The organism is uncultured Azohydromonas sp., from assembly GCF_937926365.1.
Classification (GTDB): domain Bacteria; phylum Pseudomonadota; class Gammaproteobacteria; order Burkholderiales; family Burkholderiaceae_C; genus Azohydromonas.
This window is the reverse complement of record NZ_CALAOH010000088.1, coordinates 13165-29114: the sequence shown is the minus strand read 5'-3', so window position 1 is coordinate 29114 and position 15950 is coordinate 13165. Positions and strand designations below refer to the sequence as shown.

Sequence of the window (15950 nt, the reverse complement as noted above, 5' to 3'; positions counted from 1 at the left end):
TGGAATGATCAAAGGCCCTGGCTCTGCAGCCAGGCCTCCAGCAGCGCCGCCTGCCAGAGCTTGGAGCCGCCCAGGCGCGTGATGTGGCTGTCGGGCGCCTCGAACATCCGCGCCAGCGCCTCCGGCTGGAACAGCCCGCGCCCGCGCGCACGCTCGCTGTCGAGCACGCCGCGCACGAAGTCCAGGAACTCGCCGCGCAGGTACTTGAGCGCCGGCACCGGGAAGTAGCCCTTGGGCCGGTCGATGACCTCGGCCGGGATCACCGCGCGCGCCGCCTCCTTGAGCACGTGCTTGCCGCCCTGCGCCACCTTGTGCCGCGCCGGGATGCGCGCGGCCAGCTCCACCAATTCGTGGTCGAGGAAGGGCACGCGCGCCTCCAGCCCGAAGGCCATGGTCATGTTGTCCACGCGCTTGACCGGGTCGTCCACCAGCATGACCGTGGTGTCCAGCCGCAGCGCGCGGTCGATGGCGCTGTCCGCGCCGGGCTGCGCGAAATGGTGGCTGACGAAACGTTGGCTGTAGTCCTCGTCCAGCCACTGCGGCTGCAGCAGCGAGCGCATCTCGTCGTGGTCGCGGTCGAAGAACACCTCGCGGTACGCATCCACGCTGCGGTCGGCGTCGGTGAGCTGTGCCAGCGGCGGATACCAGTGGTAGCCGCCGAAGACCTCGTCGGCGCCCTGCCCGCTCTGCACCACGCGGCTGTGGCGCGACACGGCCTGCGACAGCAGGTAGAAGGCCACGCAGTCATGGCTGACCATGGGCTCGGCCATGGCCGCGATGGCATCGGGCAGGCTGCGCAGCAACTCGGCGGCGGGCACGTGCAGCTTCTCGTGCACGGTGTCGTAGTGGCGCGCGACGAGGTCCGAGTAGCGGAACTCGTCGCCGGGCTCGCGGTCCACGGCCTCGAAGCCGATGGAGTAGGTGCGCAGCCCCTGCGTGCCGGCCTCGGCCAGCAGCCCCGTGATCAGGCTCGAATCGAGCCCGCCCGACAGCAGCACGCCCACCGGCACGTCCGCCACCAGGCGCCGCTCGACGGCGCGGCGCAGCGCCTGCAGCACCTGCTCCTTCCAGTCCTCGAAGGGGCGCTGCTCGTCCTCGGCCGTGCGCGTGAAGTCCAGGCGCCACCAGGGTTGCAGGTCGCAGCGGCCGTTGGGATGCACCGCCATCCAGTGCCCCGGCGGCAGCTTGCGCACGCCGCGCAGGATGGTGTGCGGCGCCGGCACCACGGCATGGAAGGACAGGTAGTGGTGCAGCGCGGCCGGATCGATCCCGGTGTCCAGTCCGCCCGCGGCCAGCAGCGCCGGCAGCGCGGAGGCGAAGCGCAGGCGGTGCTGGTCCAGCGTGTAGTACAGCGGCTTGATGCCCAGGCGGTCGCGCGCCAGGACCGTCATGCCGCTGTCGCGCTCCCACAGCGCGAAGGCGAACATGCCCTGCAGCCGCTCCAGCGCACGCGGCCCCCAGGCATGCCAGGCCTTGAGGATGACCTCGGTGTCGCCGGTGGACGAGAACGCGTAGCCCCGCGCCGCCAGTTCCTCGCGCAACGAGTGGTGGTTGTAGATCGCGCCGTTGAAGACGATTCCCAGGCCCAGCGCGTTGTCCACGAAGGGCTGGTGGGCGCGCCGGCTCAGGTCCATGATGCTCAGCCGCCGGTGGCCGAAGCAGCGCGGCCCGATGGCAAAGACGCCCTCGCTGTCGGGGCCGCGGCGCGACTGCGCTTCCGTCATGGCCAGCACGGCGCGCACGTCGGCCACCGTGTCGTCGAAGCGAAGTTCACCTGCAATGCCGCACATCGACAAGAGTCCTGTTCATCAGAGTTCGTCTTGGTGAGCCGGGAGGCCAGCTCGCGAACCAAAATCCTTGGCAAGGGGCGTGCCACCCTGCCGGGCCGACGAGGGTGTCAAGAGCTGCTGAAGGCATCGGCCTTCATCGATCCGTGCCGGACCGAGGCACCACGCCAGGCCTGCTCCGGATGCCGCCGTGGCATGCACCGGTGCTAACCTGAGGTCGATTGACGCGGCAACCATCGTTTCCTGCCCGTCTAGCTCCACGACGACCTGGGGCCGCCGGCATGCACCACCCGGCAGCAACCCTGGACCACACCCGGTCTGCCCCCTAGCATTCCCCCGGGCGCAGCCCAGGCCGAAGGGCCAGGCCGTGGGCCTCGCCTGCCGCTCCATGAAGTCCCGAAGCGCAGCGGCCTGCGCAGCCATCCATGCCGGCTCACCGATTGCAGATCAGCCGGCTGGCCAGGCATGGCGAATGAACGACGCGCTGGCGACCACAGGAGGCATCGCATGCAATTGGCACTTTCCGCGGGTCTGATCCTCGCCATCGTGGCGTGGGGGGTGCTGTCGCCGGCTTCGCTTGGCGCGTTCTTCGACACCAGTCTGACCACCATCAGCCGCAACTTCGGCTGGTTCTACCTCTGGGTCGTGCTGGCCCTGGTGCTGTTCGCCCTGTTCCTGGCTTTCAGCCGCTACGGTGAACTCAAGCTCGGCAACGAGGACGACGAGCCGGAGTTCTCGCTACGGGCCTGGTTCTCGATGCTGTTTGCCGCGGGCATGGGCATTGGCCTGGTGTTCTGGGGCGTCGCGGAGCCGATCTCGCACTACGCCGCGGCTCCACCGGGCATCAGCGCGGGCACGCCGGAGGCGGCCAATGCCGCCATGCGCTACAGCTTCTTCCACTGGGGGCTGCACCCCTGGGCCGTGTACAGCGTGGTGGCGCTGGCCATTGCGTTCTTCCACTACCGCCGCGGCAGCAAGGCGCTCGTCAGCGAGTCGGTGCACGCGCTGCCATGGCGTCCGCTGCAGCGGCTCTCCGCGCTGTTCAACGTGCTGGCCGTGATCGCCACGGCCTTCGGCGTCGCCGCCTCGCTCGGGATGGGCGCGCTGCAGATCAACAGCGGGCTGCAGGCCGTGTTCGGGCTGCCGGTGGGCGAGACCGCGCAGGTGACCATCATCGTCGTGACCACGATGCTGTTCATCACTTCCGCGGTCACGGGCGTGGCACGCGGCATCAAGTGGCTGTCCGGCCTCAACATGATCATCGCCGCCGCGCTGGCGCTGGCCGTGTTCGTGGTGGGCCCGACGATCACCATCGTCGACACCTTCACCAACACGCTGGGCAGCTACCTCAGCGACTTCGTGCGCATGAGCCTGCGCATGACGCCGTTCCGCGAAAGCAGCTGGGTGGGCAGCTGGACGGTGTTCTATTGGGCCTGGTGGATCGCCTGGTCGCCCTTCGTGGGGCTGTTCATCGCGCGCGTTTCGCACGGCCGCACCATCCGCGAGTTCGTGCTCGGCACGGTGCTGGCGCCTTCGCTCGCGGCGTTCCTGTGGTTCGCGATCTTCGGCGGCACGGCGTTGCACCTGCAGATCTGGCAGGGCCTGCCCATCGCCGAGGCGGTCAAGGCGGACGTGTCCACGGCGCTGTTCACGCTGTTCGAAGCCATGCCCTGGAGCCGGGTGCTGTCCGTGGTCGCCACGGTGCTGGTGCTGCTGTTCTTCGTCACCTCCGGCGACTCGGCGACGCTGGTGCTGGGCATGATGAGCACGGGAGGGCATCCCAACCCCTCCGCCCTGGTCAAGATCACCTGGGGCGTGTTGGTGGCCGGCATCGCCATCACGCTGCTGCTGGCCGGTGGCCTCAAGGCCGTGCAGACGGCCACCATCGTGTTCGCGCTGCCGTTCACGGCGGTGATCCTGCTCATGGTGGTCTCCCTGTGGCGGGCCATTCGCGCGGATTGGGCCGCAGAGCAGCGCCGGGAGCGGGAGTTGCGCCGCCTCGTGCGGCAGATGACGTCGAAGTGATGCCGCCTTGATATAGGTCGCCGCAAGCCACGACAAGGGGACGATCCGCTTCGAGGGCAAAACCTTTGAATGCTGGGGCTGTTGCGGCAGTAACGGCGTTTGTCAGCGTCTGAGCGGGGCCGTGCTTGCAGGAGTCGTTCCAGTTTGCGTTTGCCTGTGAAGTCATTCCGTCATGCCCGCGACTGGAATCAACCCTCGTCCCAGCCCCCGCCCAGGGCGCGGATCAGGCCCACGGTGGCCTGCGCCTGCGCGCCGCGCAGTTGCACCGCCTGGCGCCGGTTGCGCAGCTCGCTGCGCTGGGCGTCCAGCAGTTCCAGCTGTCCGATCATGCCGTTGCGGTAGCGCGCACCGGACAGCACGGTGGCGCGCGCCGCGGCCGCCACGGCGCGGTCCTGCGCCGCGGCCTGGCTCTGCAGCAGCTGCAGCGACGCCAGCTCGTCCTCCACCTCGCGCACCGCCACCAGCACCTGCTCGCGGTAACCGGCCGCCGCGGTGTCGAAATCGGCCCGCGCCTGCGCCACGCCGGCCTCGCGCCGGCCGCCGTCGAAGACGGGCAAGGACAGCAGCGCCCCCAGCCCCCACGCCCGCGAGGACCAGCGCAGCAGGTCGCCCAGCTCGGGCGAGGCCGTGCCGGCCGAGGTGGTGAGCGCGAGACTGGGGAACCACGCGGCCTGCGCCACCCCCACGCGGGCCTGCGCCGCCAGCAGCCGGCGCTGGGCCGCCGCCACGTCGGGCCGCCGCGCCAGCACCGTGGCCGGCACGCCGGCGGGAATGGCCGGCAAACGCAGGGCGTCGATGCCCTCTCCCGGCGACAGCTCGAAGCCCGAAGCCGGCTCGCCCAGCAATTGCGCCAGCGCGTGCTCCAGCAGGCGGCGTTGCCGCTCCAGCGCCAGGGCGTCGGACTCGGTGGCCGCCAGCTCGCTGCGCACGCGCTCCAGGTCCAGCTCGGCCACGTCGCCGGCCGCCAGGCGCCGCTCGGTCAGGCGCAGCGTGCCGCGGTGCGCCTCGACGGTGTCGGCCACGATGGCGCGCTCGGCCTCCAGCGCCCGCAGCGCCAGGTAGCTCTGCGCCACGGCCGCCTGCACCGCCAGCCGCGTGCCGTGCAGCAGCGCCTCCTGGGCCTGCGTGTCCAGCGTCGCGGCGTCGGCTGCCCGCGCCAGGCGCCCCGACAGGTCCACCTCCCAGCTCAGCCGGCCCGCCAGGCTGCCCTGCGTGGCGGGCGGGTTGCCCGGCAGCGGCTGCGTCTGGCGCACGGCGCCGGCCGCCACGTCGATCACGGGGCGGCGCTCGGCCTGCGCCTGCTGCTGCAGCGCGCGCGCCTGCGCCAGGCGCGCCGCGGCGGCCTGCAGCGAGGTGTTGCGCTCGGCGGCACGCTGCAGCAGATCGCCCAGCACCGGGTCGCCGAACACCGTCCACCAGGGGCCGCGCGGCAGGGCATCGGCGGGCGGCGCCACCGTCCAGCGGCCCGGCGCGGCCTCCTTGAAGGCGGCAGGCACGGGCTGCAGCGCGGCGGTGTCCACGGCCGGCGGGGCGGTGGCGCAGCCGGCGAGCACGAGTGCGGCGGCCAGCGCGCCCAGCGCGTGGCGGATGCGGGGCCTGCGGTCAGAGGTCATGGCAGTTCCTTGGCATGTTGTTATTCGTGGCGCGACAGCGGCATGGCCGGCTGCGTGCTGCCGAGGGCGCCGCCGGCGGCGTGAGCGGGCGGGACCGCGAGCTGCGGCACATCGCCGTGATGCTTGAGCGGCCGGTTGCCGGCCAGGCGGCGCAGCAGCACGTAGAACAGCGGCGTGAGGAAGAGGCCGAAGACCGTGACGCCGATCATCCCGGTGAAGACGGCCACGCCCATGGCGCGGCGCATCTCGGCCCCGGCCCCGCTGGACAGCACCAGCGGCAGCACGCCCATGACGAAGGCCAGCGAGGTCATGAGGATGGGCCGCAGGCGCAGCCGCGCCGCCTCGACGGCCGCCTGCAGCGGCGTTCGGCCGATGAATTCCAGCTCGCGCGCGAACTCCACGATCAGGATCGCGTTCTTGGCCGACAGCCCCACCAGCACCACCAGCCCGATCTGGGTGAAGACGTTGTTGTCGCCGCCGCTGAAGTGCACGCCCGCCATCGCGGCCAGCAGGCCCATGGGCACGATCAGCACGATCGCCACCGGCAGCGTCAGGCTCTCGTACTGCGCCGCCAGCACCAGGAACACCAGCAGGATCGCCAGCGGGAACACCCACACGGCGGAGTTGCCGGCCAGGATCTCCTGGTAGGTCAGCTCGGTCCACTCGAAGTCGATGCCCGGCGGCAGCGTCTCGCGGGCGATGCGCTCGACGGCCTCGCGCGCCTGGCCCGAGGACCAGCCCGGCGCCGGCGCGCCGTTGACGTCCGCCGACAGGAAGCCGTTGTAGCGCATGGCGCGCTCGGGCCCGAAGCTGGGCTGCAGCTTCAGCAGCGCCGACAGCGGCACCATCTCGCCCGAGGCCGAGCGCACCTTGAGCTGGCCCACGTCCTCGGCCCGGGCGCGGAAGGGCGCGTCGGCCTGCACCCGCACGGAGTAGGTGCGCCCGAAACGGTTGAAGTCATTGACGTAGAGGCTGCCCAGGTAGGTCTGCAGCGTGTCGAAGATGTCCGTCACCGGGATGCCGAGCTGGCGCGCCTTGGTGCGGTCGATGTCGGCGTAGAGCTGCGGCACGTTGACCTTCCAGCTGGTGAACAGCCCCGCGAGCTCCGGCGCCTGGCTCGCGCGCGCCATGAAGCCCTTAACCGCCGCGTCCATGGCCTCGAAGCCCAGCGAGCCGCGGTCCTCCAGCTGCAGCTTGAAGCCGCCCGTGGTGCCCAGGCCGCTGACCGGCGGCGGCGGGAACATCACGATGAAGGCGTCCTCGATCTGCGAGAAGGCCTGGTTGAGCGTGGCCGCAATGGCCGGCGCGCTCAGCGCGGGGCCGCCGCGCTCGTCGAAGGGCTTGAGCATGGCGAAGGCAATGCCCGAGTTGGAGCTGTTGGTGAAGCCGTTGATCGACAGCCCCGGGAAGGCCAGCGAGCCCTCGATGCCCGGCGTGCTCTTCATGATCTCGCCCATGCGGCGGATCACGGCCTCGGTGCGGTCCAGCGTGGCGCCGTCGGGCAGCTGCGCGAAGCCGATGAGGTACTGCTTGTCCTGCGTCGGCACGAAGCCCGAGGGCACGGTCTTGAACAGGCCCGCCGTGGCACCCACCAGCGCCACGTAGATGCCCAGCGCCAGCGCCTTGCGCGAGAGCACGCGCCGCACGCCGCCGCCATAGGCCTGCGCGCCGCGGCCGAAGGCGCGGTTGAAGGCGCGGAACAGCCCGCCCAGCACCCGGTCCATGGCCCGCGTGAGCGCGTCGCGCGGCGCGTCGTGGCTGCGCAGCAGCAGCGCCGCCAGCGCCGGCGACAGCGTGAGCGAGTTGATGGCCGAGATCACCGTCGAGATGGCGATGGTGACGGCGAACTGCTTGTAGAACTGGCCCGTGAGCCCGCTGATGAAGGCCAGCGGCACGAACACCGCCACCAGCACCAGCGCGATGGCGACGATCGGGCCCGACACCTCGCGCATGGCGCGGTAGGTCGCCTCGCGCGGCGTCAGGCCGGCCTCGATGTTGCGCTCGACGTTCTCCACCACCACGATGGCGTCGTCCACCACGATGCCGATGGCCAGCACCAGGCCGAACAGGCTCAGCGCGTTGATCGACAGGCCCAGCGCCTGCAGCACCGCGAAGGTGCCGACGATGGACACCGGCACCGCCAGCAGCGGGATGACGGAGGCGCGCCAGGTCTGCAGGAACAGCACCACCACCAGCACCACCAGCAGCACGGCCTCGGCCAGCGTGTGCACCACCGACTCGATGGACGCGCGCACGAACTGCGTGGGGTCGTAGGCGATGCGGTACTCGACCCCTTCGGGCATCTGCTTCTGCAGCTCCTGCATGGTGCTGCGCACCGCGGCGGAGATCTCCAGCGCGTTGGAGCCCGGCGCCTGGAAGATGCCCGTGCCCACCGCCGGCGCGTTGTCCAGCAGCGAGCGCAGCGAGTAGTCGGCCGCGCCCAGCTCGATGCGCGCGATGTCGCGCAGCCGCGTCACGCTGCCGCCGGGGCCGCTGCGCACGATGATGTCGCCGAACTCCTCCTCGCTCTGCAGCCGGCCGCGGGCGTTGATCGACATCTGCAGCTCCACGCCCTGCAGCCCCGGCGAGGCGCCGACCACGCCCGCCGCGGCCTGCACGTTCTGCTCGCGGATGGCGCGCACCACGTCGTTGGCCGACAGGCCGTGCTCGGCCACCTTCTGCGGGTCCAGCCACACGCGCATGGCGTACTCGCCGCCGCCCCAGCTCTGCACCTGGCCCACGCCCGGGATGCGCGCGAGCCGGTCGCGCATGTTGAGCAGGACGTAGTTGCGCAGGTAATCGACGTCGTAGCGCCCGTCGGGCGAGACCAGGTGCACCACCATGGTCAGGTCCGGCGAGCTCTTGACCGTGGACAGGCCCAGCCGCCGCACCTCCTCCGGCAGCCGCGGCTCGGCCTGCGCCACGCGGTTCTGCACCAGTTGCTGCGCCTTGTCGGGGTCGGTGCCCAGGCGGAAGGTGACGGTGAGCGTGAGCAGGCCGTCGGTGGTGGCCTGGCTGCCCATGTAGAGCATGCCCTCGACGCCGTTGATGGCCTCCTCCAGCGGCGTGGCCACGGTCTCGGCGATCACCTTGGGGTTGGCGCCGGGGTAGCGCGCGTTGACCACCACCTGGGGCGGCACCACCTCGGGGTACTCCGAGATGGGCAGCGCCCGCAGCGAGATCAGGCCGCCGAGGAAGATCAGCAGCGACAGCACGCCGGCGAAGATGGGCCGGTCGATGAAGAATTTGGACAGGTTCATGGAGGTGGCTCCTGGGCTTGGGCCCCGGTGGCGGGCGTTCAGGAGCGGCCCGGGGCGGCGTCGCCGCTGGCCTGCCGCTGCGGCTGGGACTCCATGGCCACCGGCTGCGGCGCCACCAGCGTTCCCGGGCGCACGCGGTGCAGCCCGTTGACCACCACGCGCTCGCCGCCCTGCAGGCCCTGCGTGACGATGCGCAGCCCGTCCACCGCCGCGCCGAGCTGGACCTCGCGCCAGGCGGCCTTGTTGTCGGGGCCGACGACGATGACGAAGCGCTTGTCCTGGTCGGTGCCCACCGCGCGCTCGCTGACCAGCACGGCGCTGGCGCTGCGGGGCTGGCCTAGCTGCAGCCGGGCGAACTGGCCCGGCATCAGGCTGCCGTCACGGTTGTCGAAGACCGCGCGCAGCCGCACGGTGCCGCTGCGCGCGTCCACCTGGTTGTCCACCAGCTGCAGCCGGCCCTCGGCGCGGGTGGGCCCTTCCATGCGCACGGGCACGCGCTCCAGTTGCGCCGGCAACGGGCCGCCGCCGGCGTCCGCCAGCACGCGCGCCACCACCTGCTCGTCGGCGTCGAAGCTGGCGTAGATGGGGTTCACGGACACCAGCGTCGCCAGCACCGGCGCGCCGGGACCGGCGGCCACGAGGTTGCCCGGCGTCACCTCCACGCGGCCGATGCGCCCGGCCACCGGGGCGCGCACCTGCGTGTACGTGAGCGACAACTGGGCCGACTGCAGCGCCGCCTGGGCCGCGCGCAGGTTGGCCTCGGCCTCGCGCAGCCCGTGGCTGCGCTCGTCGAACTCGCGCTGCGCGATGGCGCGCTCCTCCCACAGCCGCTCGGCGCGCTGCTGCTCGCTGCGCGCCTGCGCCAGCCGGGCCTGCGCCGCCGCCAGCTGGGCCTGTGCCCGCTCGACCTCCGCGGCATAGGGCGCGGGGTCCAGCGTGAAGAGCAGGTCGCCGGCCTTCACCAGGGCACCCTCCCGGAAGTGCGCCGCCTGCACGGCGCCGGCCACGCGCGGGCGCACCTCCACCCGCTGCACGGCTTCGAGCCGGCCGGAGAAGGCTTCCCAGGTGGTGACCTCGCGCTGCGCCACCTCGGCCACCGACACCGGCACCGCCGCGGGCGCCACGGCCTCGGGCGCGGGCGCTTCGGCCTGGCTGCTGCCCAGGCCGGACAGGGCCGGGCCGAGGGTGCCCAGGGCAACGGCGGCTGCCACGATCGACAGGCCGGCCAGGGCGGGACGGCGGCGCAGGGAATGGAACAGCTTCATGGTGGAGATCCTGGGTTTGTTTTTTGGCAAAGGCCGGCCTGCCCGGCTGCGCGAACGCAGCCGGGGGGAGGGCCAGGAAAAGGAAGTTCAGCCTTGGGCGCTGGCCCGGTCCGGTATGCCGCTGTGCAGCGGCCGACGTTGGCCGCAACACGACTGCAGGAACGCGCGCACGTGCGGCCTCAGCGCCTCGGCCCAGGGGGCGGGGCCCGGGTCGCGGTAGCTCGCGGGCCAGCCGGTGGGGCCGTCGAGCCGCGCCTCGCTCACCGCCACGCCGGCCTCGCGCAGGCGGGCGGCGTAGGCGCGGGTCTCGTCGCGCAGCGGGTCGTCGGCGGCACTGACCAGCAGCGCGGGCGGCAGCCCGGCCAGGCGCAGGGCGCGGCCCGGCGCCGCGTAGGGGTGCAGCACGTCGCTGGCGCAGGACAGGTACTGCCGCCAGCCCTCGGCCCAGGGGCAATGGGCCGCGCTGGCCTGGGCGTCACGCTGCGAGGCGGTGCCGGTGCAGACGTCCAGCATGGGCGACAGCAGGATCTGGCCGTGCAGCGGCGGCACGCCGCGGTCGTGCGCGGCCAGGGCGGCGGCCGCGGCCAGGTTGCCGCCCGCCTCCTCGCCGGCCAGCAGCAGCGGCAAGCCGGTGGCTTGCAGCTTCTTGCGTTGACGTTGCAACCAGATCAGCGCCGCATGCACGGCCTCCAGCGCTTCGGGGAAAGGCCGCTGCGGCGCCAGCGGGTAGCCCAGCGAGGCCACCAGCGCACCCTCTGCCGCCAGCACGGCCGCCACGCGCGCGCCCTCGCGCGGCGTGCCGGCGACGAAGGCGCCGGCATGCAGGTGCAGCACCAGCGCGACGGGCGCGGCGGCCGGCAGGCTCCAGCGCAGCGCCAGCGTGCCGTCCATGCCGGGCAGGGACAACGGTTCCTCGCGCACCGAAGGTATGGCAGCGGCGGAGGGATCGGAAAGGCTCATGGCGGGCGGACCGGCTTGGAAGGTAATGGCCTGCACGATAGCCAGCGCCGCCCTGGCGATAAATCGGCGCAGCGCTCATGCTTTGTTGCAGCCACGCTAACAATGCGGTGCACGATCCGCGGTTCAAATACGGCCTGCGGGGAGATTTCAGTCAAGGGGTTTGCGATGGACAAGTTGCTTGCGATGCAGGCCTTCGTGCGCGTGGTGGAGGCCGGCACCTTCAGCCGCGCGGCGGACACCCTGTCCTTGCCGAAGCCCACCGTGACGCGGCTGGTGCAGCAGCTCGAAGCGCAGCTGCAGACCAAGCTGCTCAACCGCACGACGCGCCGCGTGACGCTGACCACCGACGGCGCGGCCTATCACGACCGCGCGCAGCGCCTGCTGTCCGAGCTCGACGAGCTGGAGTCCAGCATGACGCGGGCCAAGGCGAACCCGCGCGGGCGGCTGCGCGTGGATGCCGGGACGGCGGTGGCGCAGCTGCTGCTCATCCCCGCGCTGCCGGACTTCCATGCGCGCTACCCCGAGATCCAGCTGGACCTGGGCGTGACCGACCGGCCGGTGGACCTGATCAGCGAGAACGTGGACTGCGTGCTGCGCGGCGGCGAGATCACCGACCAGTCGCTGGTGGCCCGTCGCATCGGCAACTTCCACACACTGGTGTGCGCGACGCCGGGCTACCTGGAGCGCCACGGCACGCCTGAGCATCCGCGCGACATCGAGCAGGGCGAGCATGTGGTGGTCAACCATTTCTCGTCCCGTACCGGGCGCATCTACCCCTTTGTCTTCGAGCGCGGCGAGGAGCGCTACGAGGTGCAGGGCCGCCACCGGGTTTCGGTCAATGACTCCAGTGCGGCGCTGGCCGCCGCGCTGGCCGGGCTGGGCATCGTCAACACCGCCACCTTCATGGCCCAGCCCTACATCGCGGCGGGCCTGCTGCGCCCGGTGCTGGTGGACTGGTGCTCGGAGTCGGTGCCCATCCACGTCGTCTATCCGCCCAACCGGCACCTGAGCGCCAAGCTGCGCGTGTTCGTCGATTGGGTGGCCGACCTGTTCGCGCGCAGCGACCAGATCCAGCGCCAGTGCAGCCTGCCGGGCTGCATGGCCGCCGCCATTGCCGCCGGCCGCGCGGGCATTTCCGCCCTCCCCGCATTGGCCGATCTTCCGGCCGCACTGGTGGCGCCCCCCGAAGCCCTCGCGCAGGAGGCCGCGCGCACCCTGGCGGCCGGCTGAACGGCTTCAGAACGCCACGTGGTCCGCGCCCTTGAGACCCAGCATCTGCCGGGCTTCGGCGGGCGTGGCGATCTCGTGGCCCAGCTCTTCCAGCAGCCGGCGGATCTTGCGCACCTGCTCGGCATTGCTGGTGGCCAGCTGCCCGCGGCCCAGGTAGAGGCTGTCCTCCAGCCCCACGCGCACGTTGGCGCCCATGACGGCCGCATGGGTCAGCAGCGGCATCTGGTGCCGCCCCGCGGCCAGCACGGACCAGTGGTAGTCCGCGCCGAAGAGCCGGTTGGCCGTCTGGCGCATGAAGCCCACGTTCTCCGGGTCGGCGCCGATGCCGCCCAGGATGCCCAAGATGGTCTGGATGAAGAACGGCGGCTTGACCAGCCCGGCGTCCACGAAGTGCGCCAGGCTGTAGAGGTGGCCGAGGTCGTAGCACTCGAACTCGAAGCGCGTGCCGCAGCCCTCGCCCAGCTCCTGCAGGATGCGGCGGATGTCGCGGAAGGTGTTGCGGAAGATCGTGTCCTCGGTGCCCTCCACGTAGGCCCGTTCCCAGCCGTGCTTCCAGTCCTTGAGCTTCGCGGCCATGGGATGGATGGAGAAGTTCATCGAGCCCATGTTGAGCGAGGCCATCTCGGGCTTGAAGCGCAGCGGCGCGGCCAGCCGCTGCTCCAGCGTCATGCTGGTGGAACCGCCGGTGGTGAGGTTGAGCACCGCATCGGTGGCGCCGCGGATGGCGGGCAGGAACTGCGCGAACACTGCCGGGTCGGCGCTGGGGCGGCCGTCGGCCGGATCGCGCGCGTGCAGGTGCAGGATCGCCGCGCCCGCCTGCGCCGCCTCGATGGCCTGCGCCGCGATGTCCCGCGGCGTGAGCGGCAGGTACGGCGACATGGTGGGCGTGTGGACCGCGCCGGTGACGGCGCAGGTGATGATGACCTTGCGTGCCATGGCCGGCTCCCTCACTCGATGGACACCTTGACCCGCTTCACCACCTCGGCGTAGCGGGCGCGATCGCCCTGCATCAGGTCCACCACCTGCTGCACCGGCCCGGGGCTGGGCACGAAGCCGAAGCCCGCCAGCCGCTCCTTCACGTCGGGCTGCTCCAGCGCCTCGTTCACGGCCTGGTTGATCTTCTTCGCCACGGCGTCGGGCGTGCCCTGCGGCGCCATCAGCGCCACCCAGGTCTGCGCGTGCACGTCCCTGGGGCCGCCCGCCTCCTCCAGCGTAGGGATCTCCGGCAGCACCGGCGAGCGCGCGCGGTCGCCCACGGCGAGGAAGCGCAGCTTGCCCGCGCGCACCAGCGGCCCGGCCGTGGCAATGCTGCCGTAGGCCCAGTCCACCTCGCGGGTGGCCACGGCCGCGTAGAGCTGGGAGGTCTCCTTGAAGGGCACGTGCAGCATGTCGGCACCCAGCGCGTGCTGCAGCTGCGCCGAGGCCAGGTGCAGGGGGCCGCCTACCGCACTGGAGCCGTAGCGCACCGCCCCAGGCTTGGCCGTGATCGCGGCCAGCAGGTCCTTGAGCGTGCGGTACGGGCCGTCGGCCGCCACCGCGACGAAGAACGTGGTCTTGTACAGCACCGCCACGGGCACCAGGTCCTTCTGCGGATCGTAGGCCAGCTTCTTGAAGATCAGCGGGTTGATGGAGAGGTTGCCCACGTCAACCACCACCAGGTCGGCGCCGGTGGGCGGGGCGGCCTTCACCGCGTTGATGCCCACCACCCCGGCGCCGCCGGGCCGCGAATCCACCACCACCGGCTGGTTCCATTGCGCCTGCAGCTTCTCGGCCACCAGGCGGGCCACGGTGTCCGGCCCGCTGCCCGTGGGGAAGGTGCTCGTGATGCGCACCGGCCCCTTGGGCAGGCCCTGCGCCATGGCGCTCCCGGCCAGCGATGCCAGGGCCAGCGCCAGGAGGCGACGCCTCGTCTCGTCCATGTCTTGTCTCCTTGCTTGTCGTGAGCGCCGGGAGGCGTGCCGCACCCGGCGCAGGCACTCCGGTACGGGCCGCGCTCAGCCCTCGTCCACGATCGGGTTGCGCAGCAGGCCCACGCGCTCGATCTCGACCTCGCAGACGTCGCCCGGCTGCATCCACAGCTGCGGCTTGCGCGCCATGCCGACGCCGGAGGGCGTGCCGGTGATGAGGATGTCGCCCGGCTCCAGCGCCATCGCCTCGGAGCACACGGACACCAGCGTCGCGACGTCGAAGATCATGTCCCGCGTGTTGGCCTCCTGCACCGTCTGGCCGTTGAGCCGGCACTGCAGCCGCAGGCCCTTGGCCCCGGGCGGCAGCTCGTCGGCGGTGACGAACTCGGGACCGAAGGCGCCGCTGGCGTCGAAGTTCTTGCCCAGCAGCCACTGGTTCGTGCGCAGCTGGTAGTCGCGGAGGGAACCGTCGTTGAACAGCGAATAGCCGGCCACGTGCGCCAGCGCCTGCTCCTTGGGGATGTAGCGCCCGGCCTTGCCGATCACGGCCACCAGCTCGGCCTCGTAGTCGAACTGCGTGGACACGTGCGGGCGCACCAGCGGCTGCCCGTGCGCGACCCAGGAGGAGCGGTAGCGCTGGAACACGACCGGGTGCCTGGGCGGATCGAAGCTGCTCTCGGCCGCGTGGTCCACGTAGTTCAGGCCGATCGCCAGCGCCTTGCCGGGGTTGAGCACCGGCGGGAGGTAGCGCAGCCCGGCCAGCGGCCGGCGCGCGCGGCCGCGCTCCACGGCGGCGCGCACGGCCTGCATGCCCGCCTCGCCGTGGCGCAGCAGCTCGTCCAGCGAGGCGGGGCCGCCGTCGGCGCCCAGGTCGAGGAGCGCATCGGCGCCCACGCGCACGCCGAGCGCGGGCTGGTCCTGGTCGTCGAGGAAAGCGATGAATCGCATGCGGGGTCTCCTTCAGCGCCCGGCCACGGGCTGTTCATGGTTGAGAATGAAATCGTCCGGCAGCGCCGGGCCCCAGACGTAGAACGAGTCTTCGGGCGGGTGGTCCGCCGCCGGCCAGTCCAGGTCGTGCGGCACGTACTCGATGCCGAAGGAGTACTCGGCCCAGCTGCCCCAGGGGTCGCGCACGTAATGGAAGTAGTTGGAACCCAGCACGTGGCGGCCCACGCCCCAGCCCCGGTCGTAGCCCGCGGCGCGCATCTGCTCGGCCCCGCAGCCCACCTCGTCGAAGCTGCCCACGTCCCAGCTGGCGTGGTGCAGGCCCGGCGCATGCGACTTGGCAAAGGCCACGAGGTGGTGGTCGCTGCCGTGCACGCCATGCAGAAAGGCCACGAGGTCGCCCGATCCGTCCGACAGCCGCAGCCCCAGCACCTCGGTGCAGAAGCGCACCATGCGCGGCACGTCGGGGCTGAAGAACAGCACGTGCGAGAGCCGGCGCGGACGCACCGGCGCCACGCGGCTGCGCGCCGGCGCCACCTCGGCGCAGGGCTCGGCGCGGGACTTCTCATCGGGCGCCACCTTGGGCGCCACCACCAGCTGCAGCGGCGTGCCGTCGGGATTGCGCAGCCACAGGCCCGCGCCGTCGGACAGCGGGTGCGGTTCGCAGCCCAGGCCCCGCGCCTCGATGCGCCGGCGCAGCGCGTCCACGTCCTGCGCGTAGATCCCGAAGCGCAGGTACTCCAGGCGCTTCGGCGCGCCGCCGGCGTGCACCGACGCCCAGCAGTGCGGATGGCCGAAGGTGTGCAGGTCCAGCCGCTCGCCCACGCGCCGCACATCCAGCCCGAAGGCGGCGTAGAAGCGCTGCGCCGGCTCCAGGTCGGGCACCGAGAACACGAAGCGATCGACGGAATGCACGCCCACCGTGCCGGCGCGGCGTGGAAGCCCTGTGTCCATGGGT

The 15950-nt window shown here is 71.9% G+C and carries 11 protein-coding genes; 2 read left to right on the top strand and 9 right to left on the bottom strand.

Translation table 11 applies throughout. The features are described 5' to 3' along the window. Positions 1 to 8: 8 nt before the first annotated feature. Positions 9 to 1790 carry an N-acetylglutaminylglutamine amidotransferase gene (locus tag Q0741_RS08990; RefSeq protein ID WP_298232863.1) on the bottom strand — a complete coding sequence of 594 codons (1782 nt, stop codon included), beginning with the start codon at positions 1788 to 1790 and terminating at the stop codon, positions 9 to 11. Positions 1791 to 2294: 504 nt separating this feature from the next. Here Q0741_RS08990 and Q0741_RS08985 point away from each other — a divergent pair. Further along, a complete protein-coding gene (locus Q0741_RS08985) occupies positions 2295 to 3812 on the top strand; it encodes a BCCT family transporter (RefSeq protein WP_298232862.1) in 1518 nt (505 codons plus the stop codon). 188 nt (positions 3813 to 4000) lie between these two features. On the opposite strand, the gene Q0741_RS08980 is transcribed toward Q0741_RS08985, so the two are convergent. The 4 genes from Q0741_RS08980 to Q0741_RS08965 all read right to left on the bottom strand — a co-directional run bounded on the left by Q0741_RS08980 (position 4001) and on the right by Q0741_RS08965 (position 10910). Further along, positions 4001 to 5425 (bottom strand): efflux transporter outer membrane subunit, encoded by a 1425-nt coding sequence (locus Q0741_RS08980; RefSeq protein WP_298232861.1) that lies wholly within the window; start codon positions 5423 to 5425, stop codon positions 4001 to 4003. A gap of 20 nt (positions 5426 to 5445) precedes the next feature. Further along, entirely contained in the window at positions 5446 to 8685 is a 3240-nt protein-coding gene (locus Q0741_RS08975; protein WP_298232860.1) for an efflux RND transporter permease subunit, read from the bottom strand. A gap of 38 nt (positions 8686 to 8723) precedes the next feature. Beyond that, on the bottom strand, positions 8724 to 9950 hold the full coding sequence (locus Q0741_RS08970; RefSeq protein ID WP_298232859.1) for an efflux RND transporter periplasmic adaptor subunit: 1227 nt from the start codon (positions 9948 to 9950) through the stop codon (positions 8724 to 8726). 87 nt (positions 9951 to 10037) lie between these two features. Further along, complete coding sequence (locus tag Q0741_RS08965; RefSeq protein WP_298232858.1) at positions 10038 to 10910, bottom strand: alpha/beta hydrolase fold domain-containing protein; 873 nt, start codon at positions 10908 to 10910, stop codon at positions 10038 to 10040. A 165-nt stretch (positions 10911 to 11075) separates the two neighbouring features. Here Q0741_RS08965 and Q0741_RS08960 point away from each other — a divergent pair, with 165 nt between their 5' ends. Next, the gene (locus Q0741_RS08960) at positions 11076 to 12140 is read left to right on the top strand and encodes a LysR family transcriptional regulator (protein WP_298232857.1); all 1065 of its coding nucleotides are present in this window, start codon (positions 11076 to 11078) and stop codon (positions 12138 to 12140) included. A 6-nt stretch (positions 12141 to 12146) separates the two neighbouring features. Here Q0741_RS08960 and Q0741_RS08955 read toward each other — a convergent pair whose 3' ends face one another. The 4 genes from Q0741_RS08955 to Q0741_RS08940 form a co-directional block, all read right to left on the bottom strand. Further along, on the bottom strand, positions 12147 to 13076 hold the full coding sequence (locus tag Q0741_RS08955; RefSeq protein ID WP_298232856.1) for a 3-keto-5-aminohexanoate cleavage protein: 930 nt from the start codon (positions 13074 to 13076) through the stop codon (positions 12147 to 12149). A gap of 11 nt (positions 13077 to 13087) precedes the next feature. After that, positions 13088 to 14059 carry a tripartite tricarboxylate transporter substrate binding protein gene (locus tag Q0741_RS08950; protein ID WP_298232855.1) on the bottom strand — a complete coding sequence of 324 codons (972 nt, stop codon included), beginning with the start codon at positions 14057 to 14059 and terminating at the stop codon, positions 13088 to 13090. Between the two features lie 75 nt (positions 14060 to 14134). Further along, a complete protein-coding gene (locus tag Q0741_RS08945; protein ID WP_298232854.1) occupies positions 14135 to 14995 on the bottom strand; it encodes a fumarylacetoacetate hydrolase family protein in 861 nt (286 codons plus the stop codon). 12 nt (positions 14996 to 15007) lie between these two features. Continuing rightward, complete coding sequence (locus Q0741_RS08940; RefSeq protein ID WP_298232853.1) at positions 15008 to 15946, bottom strand: VOC family protein; 939 nt, start codon at positions 15944 to 15946, stop codon at positions 15008 to 15010. Between the last annotated feature and the right edge of the window lie 4 nt (positions 15947 to 15950).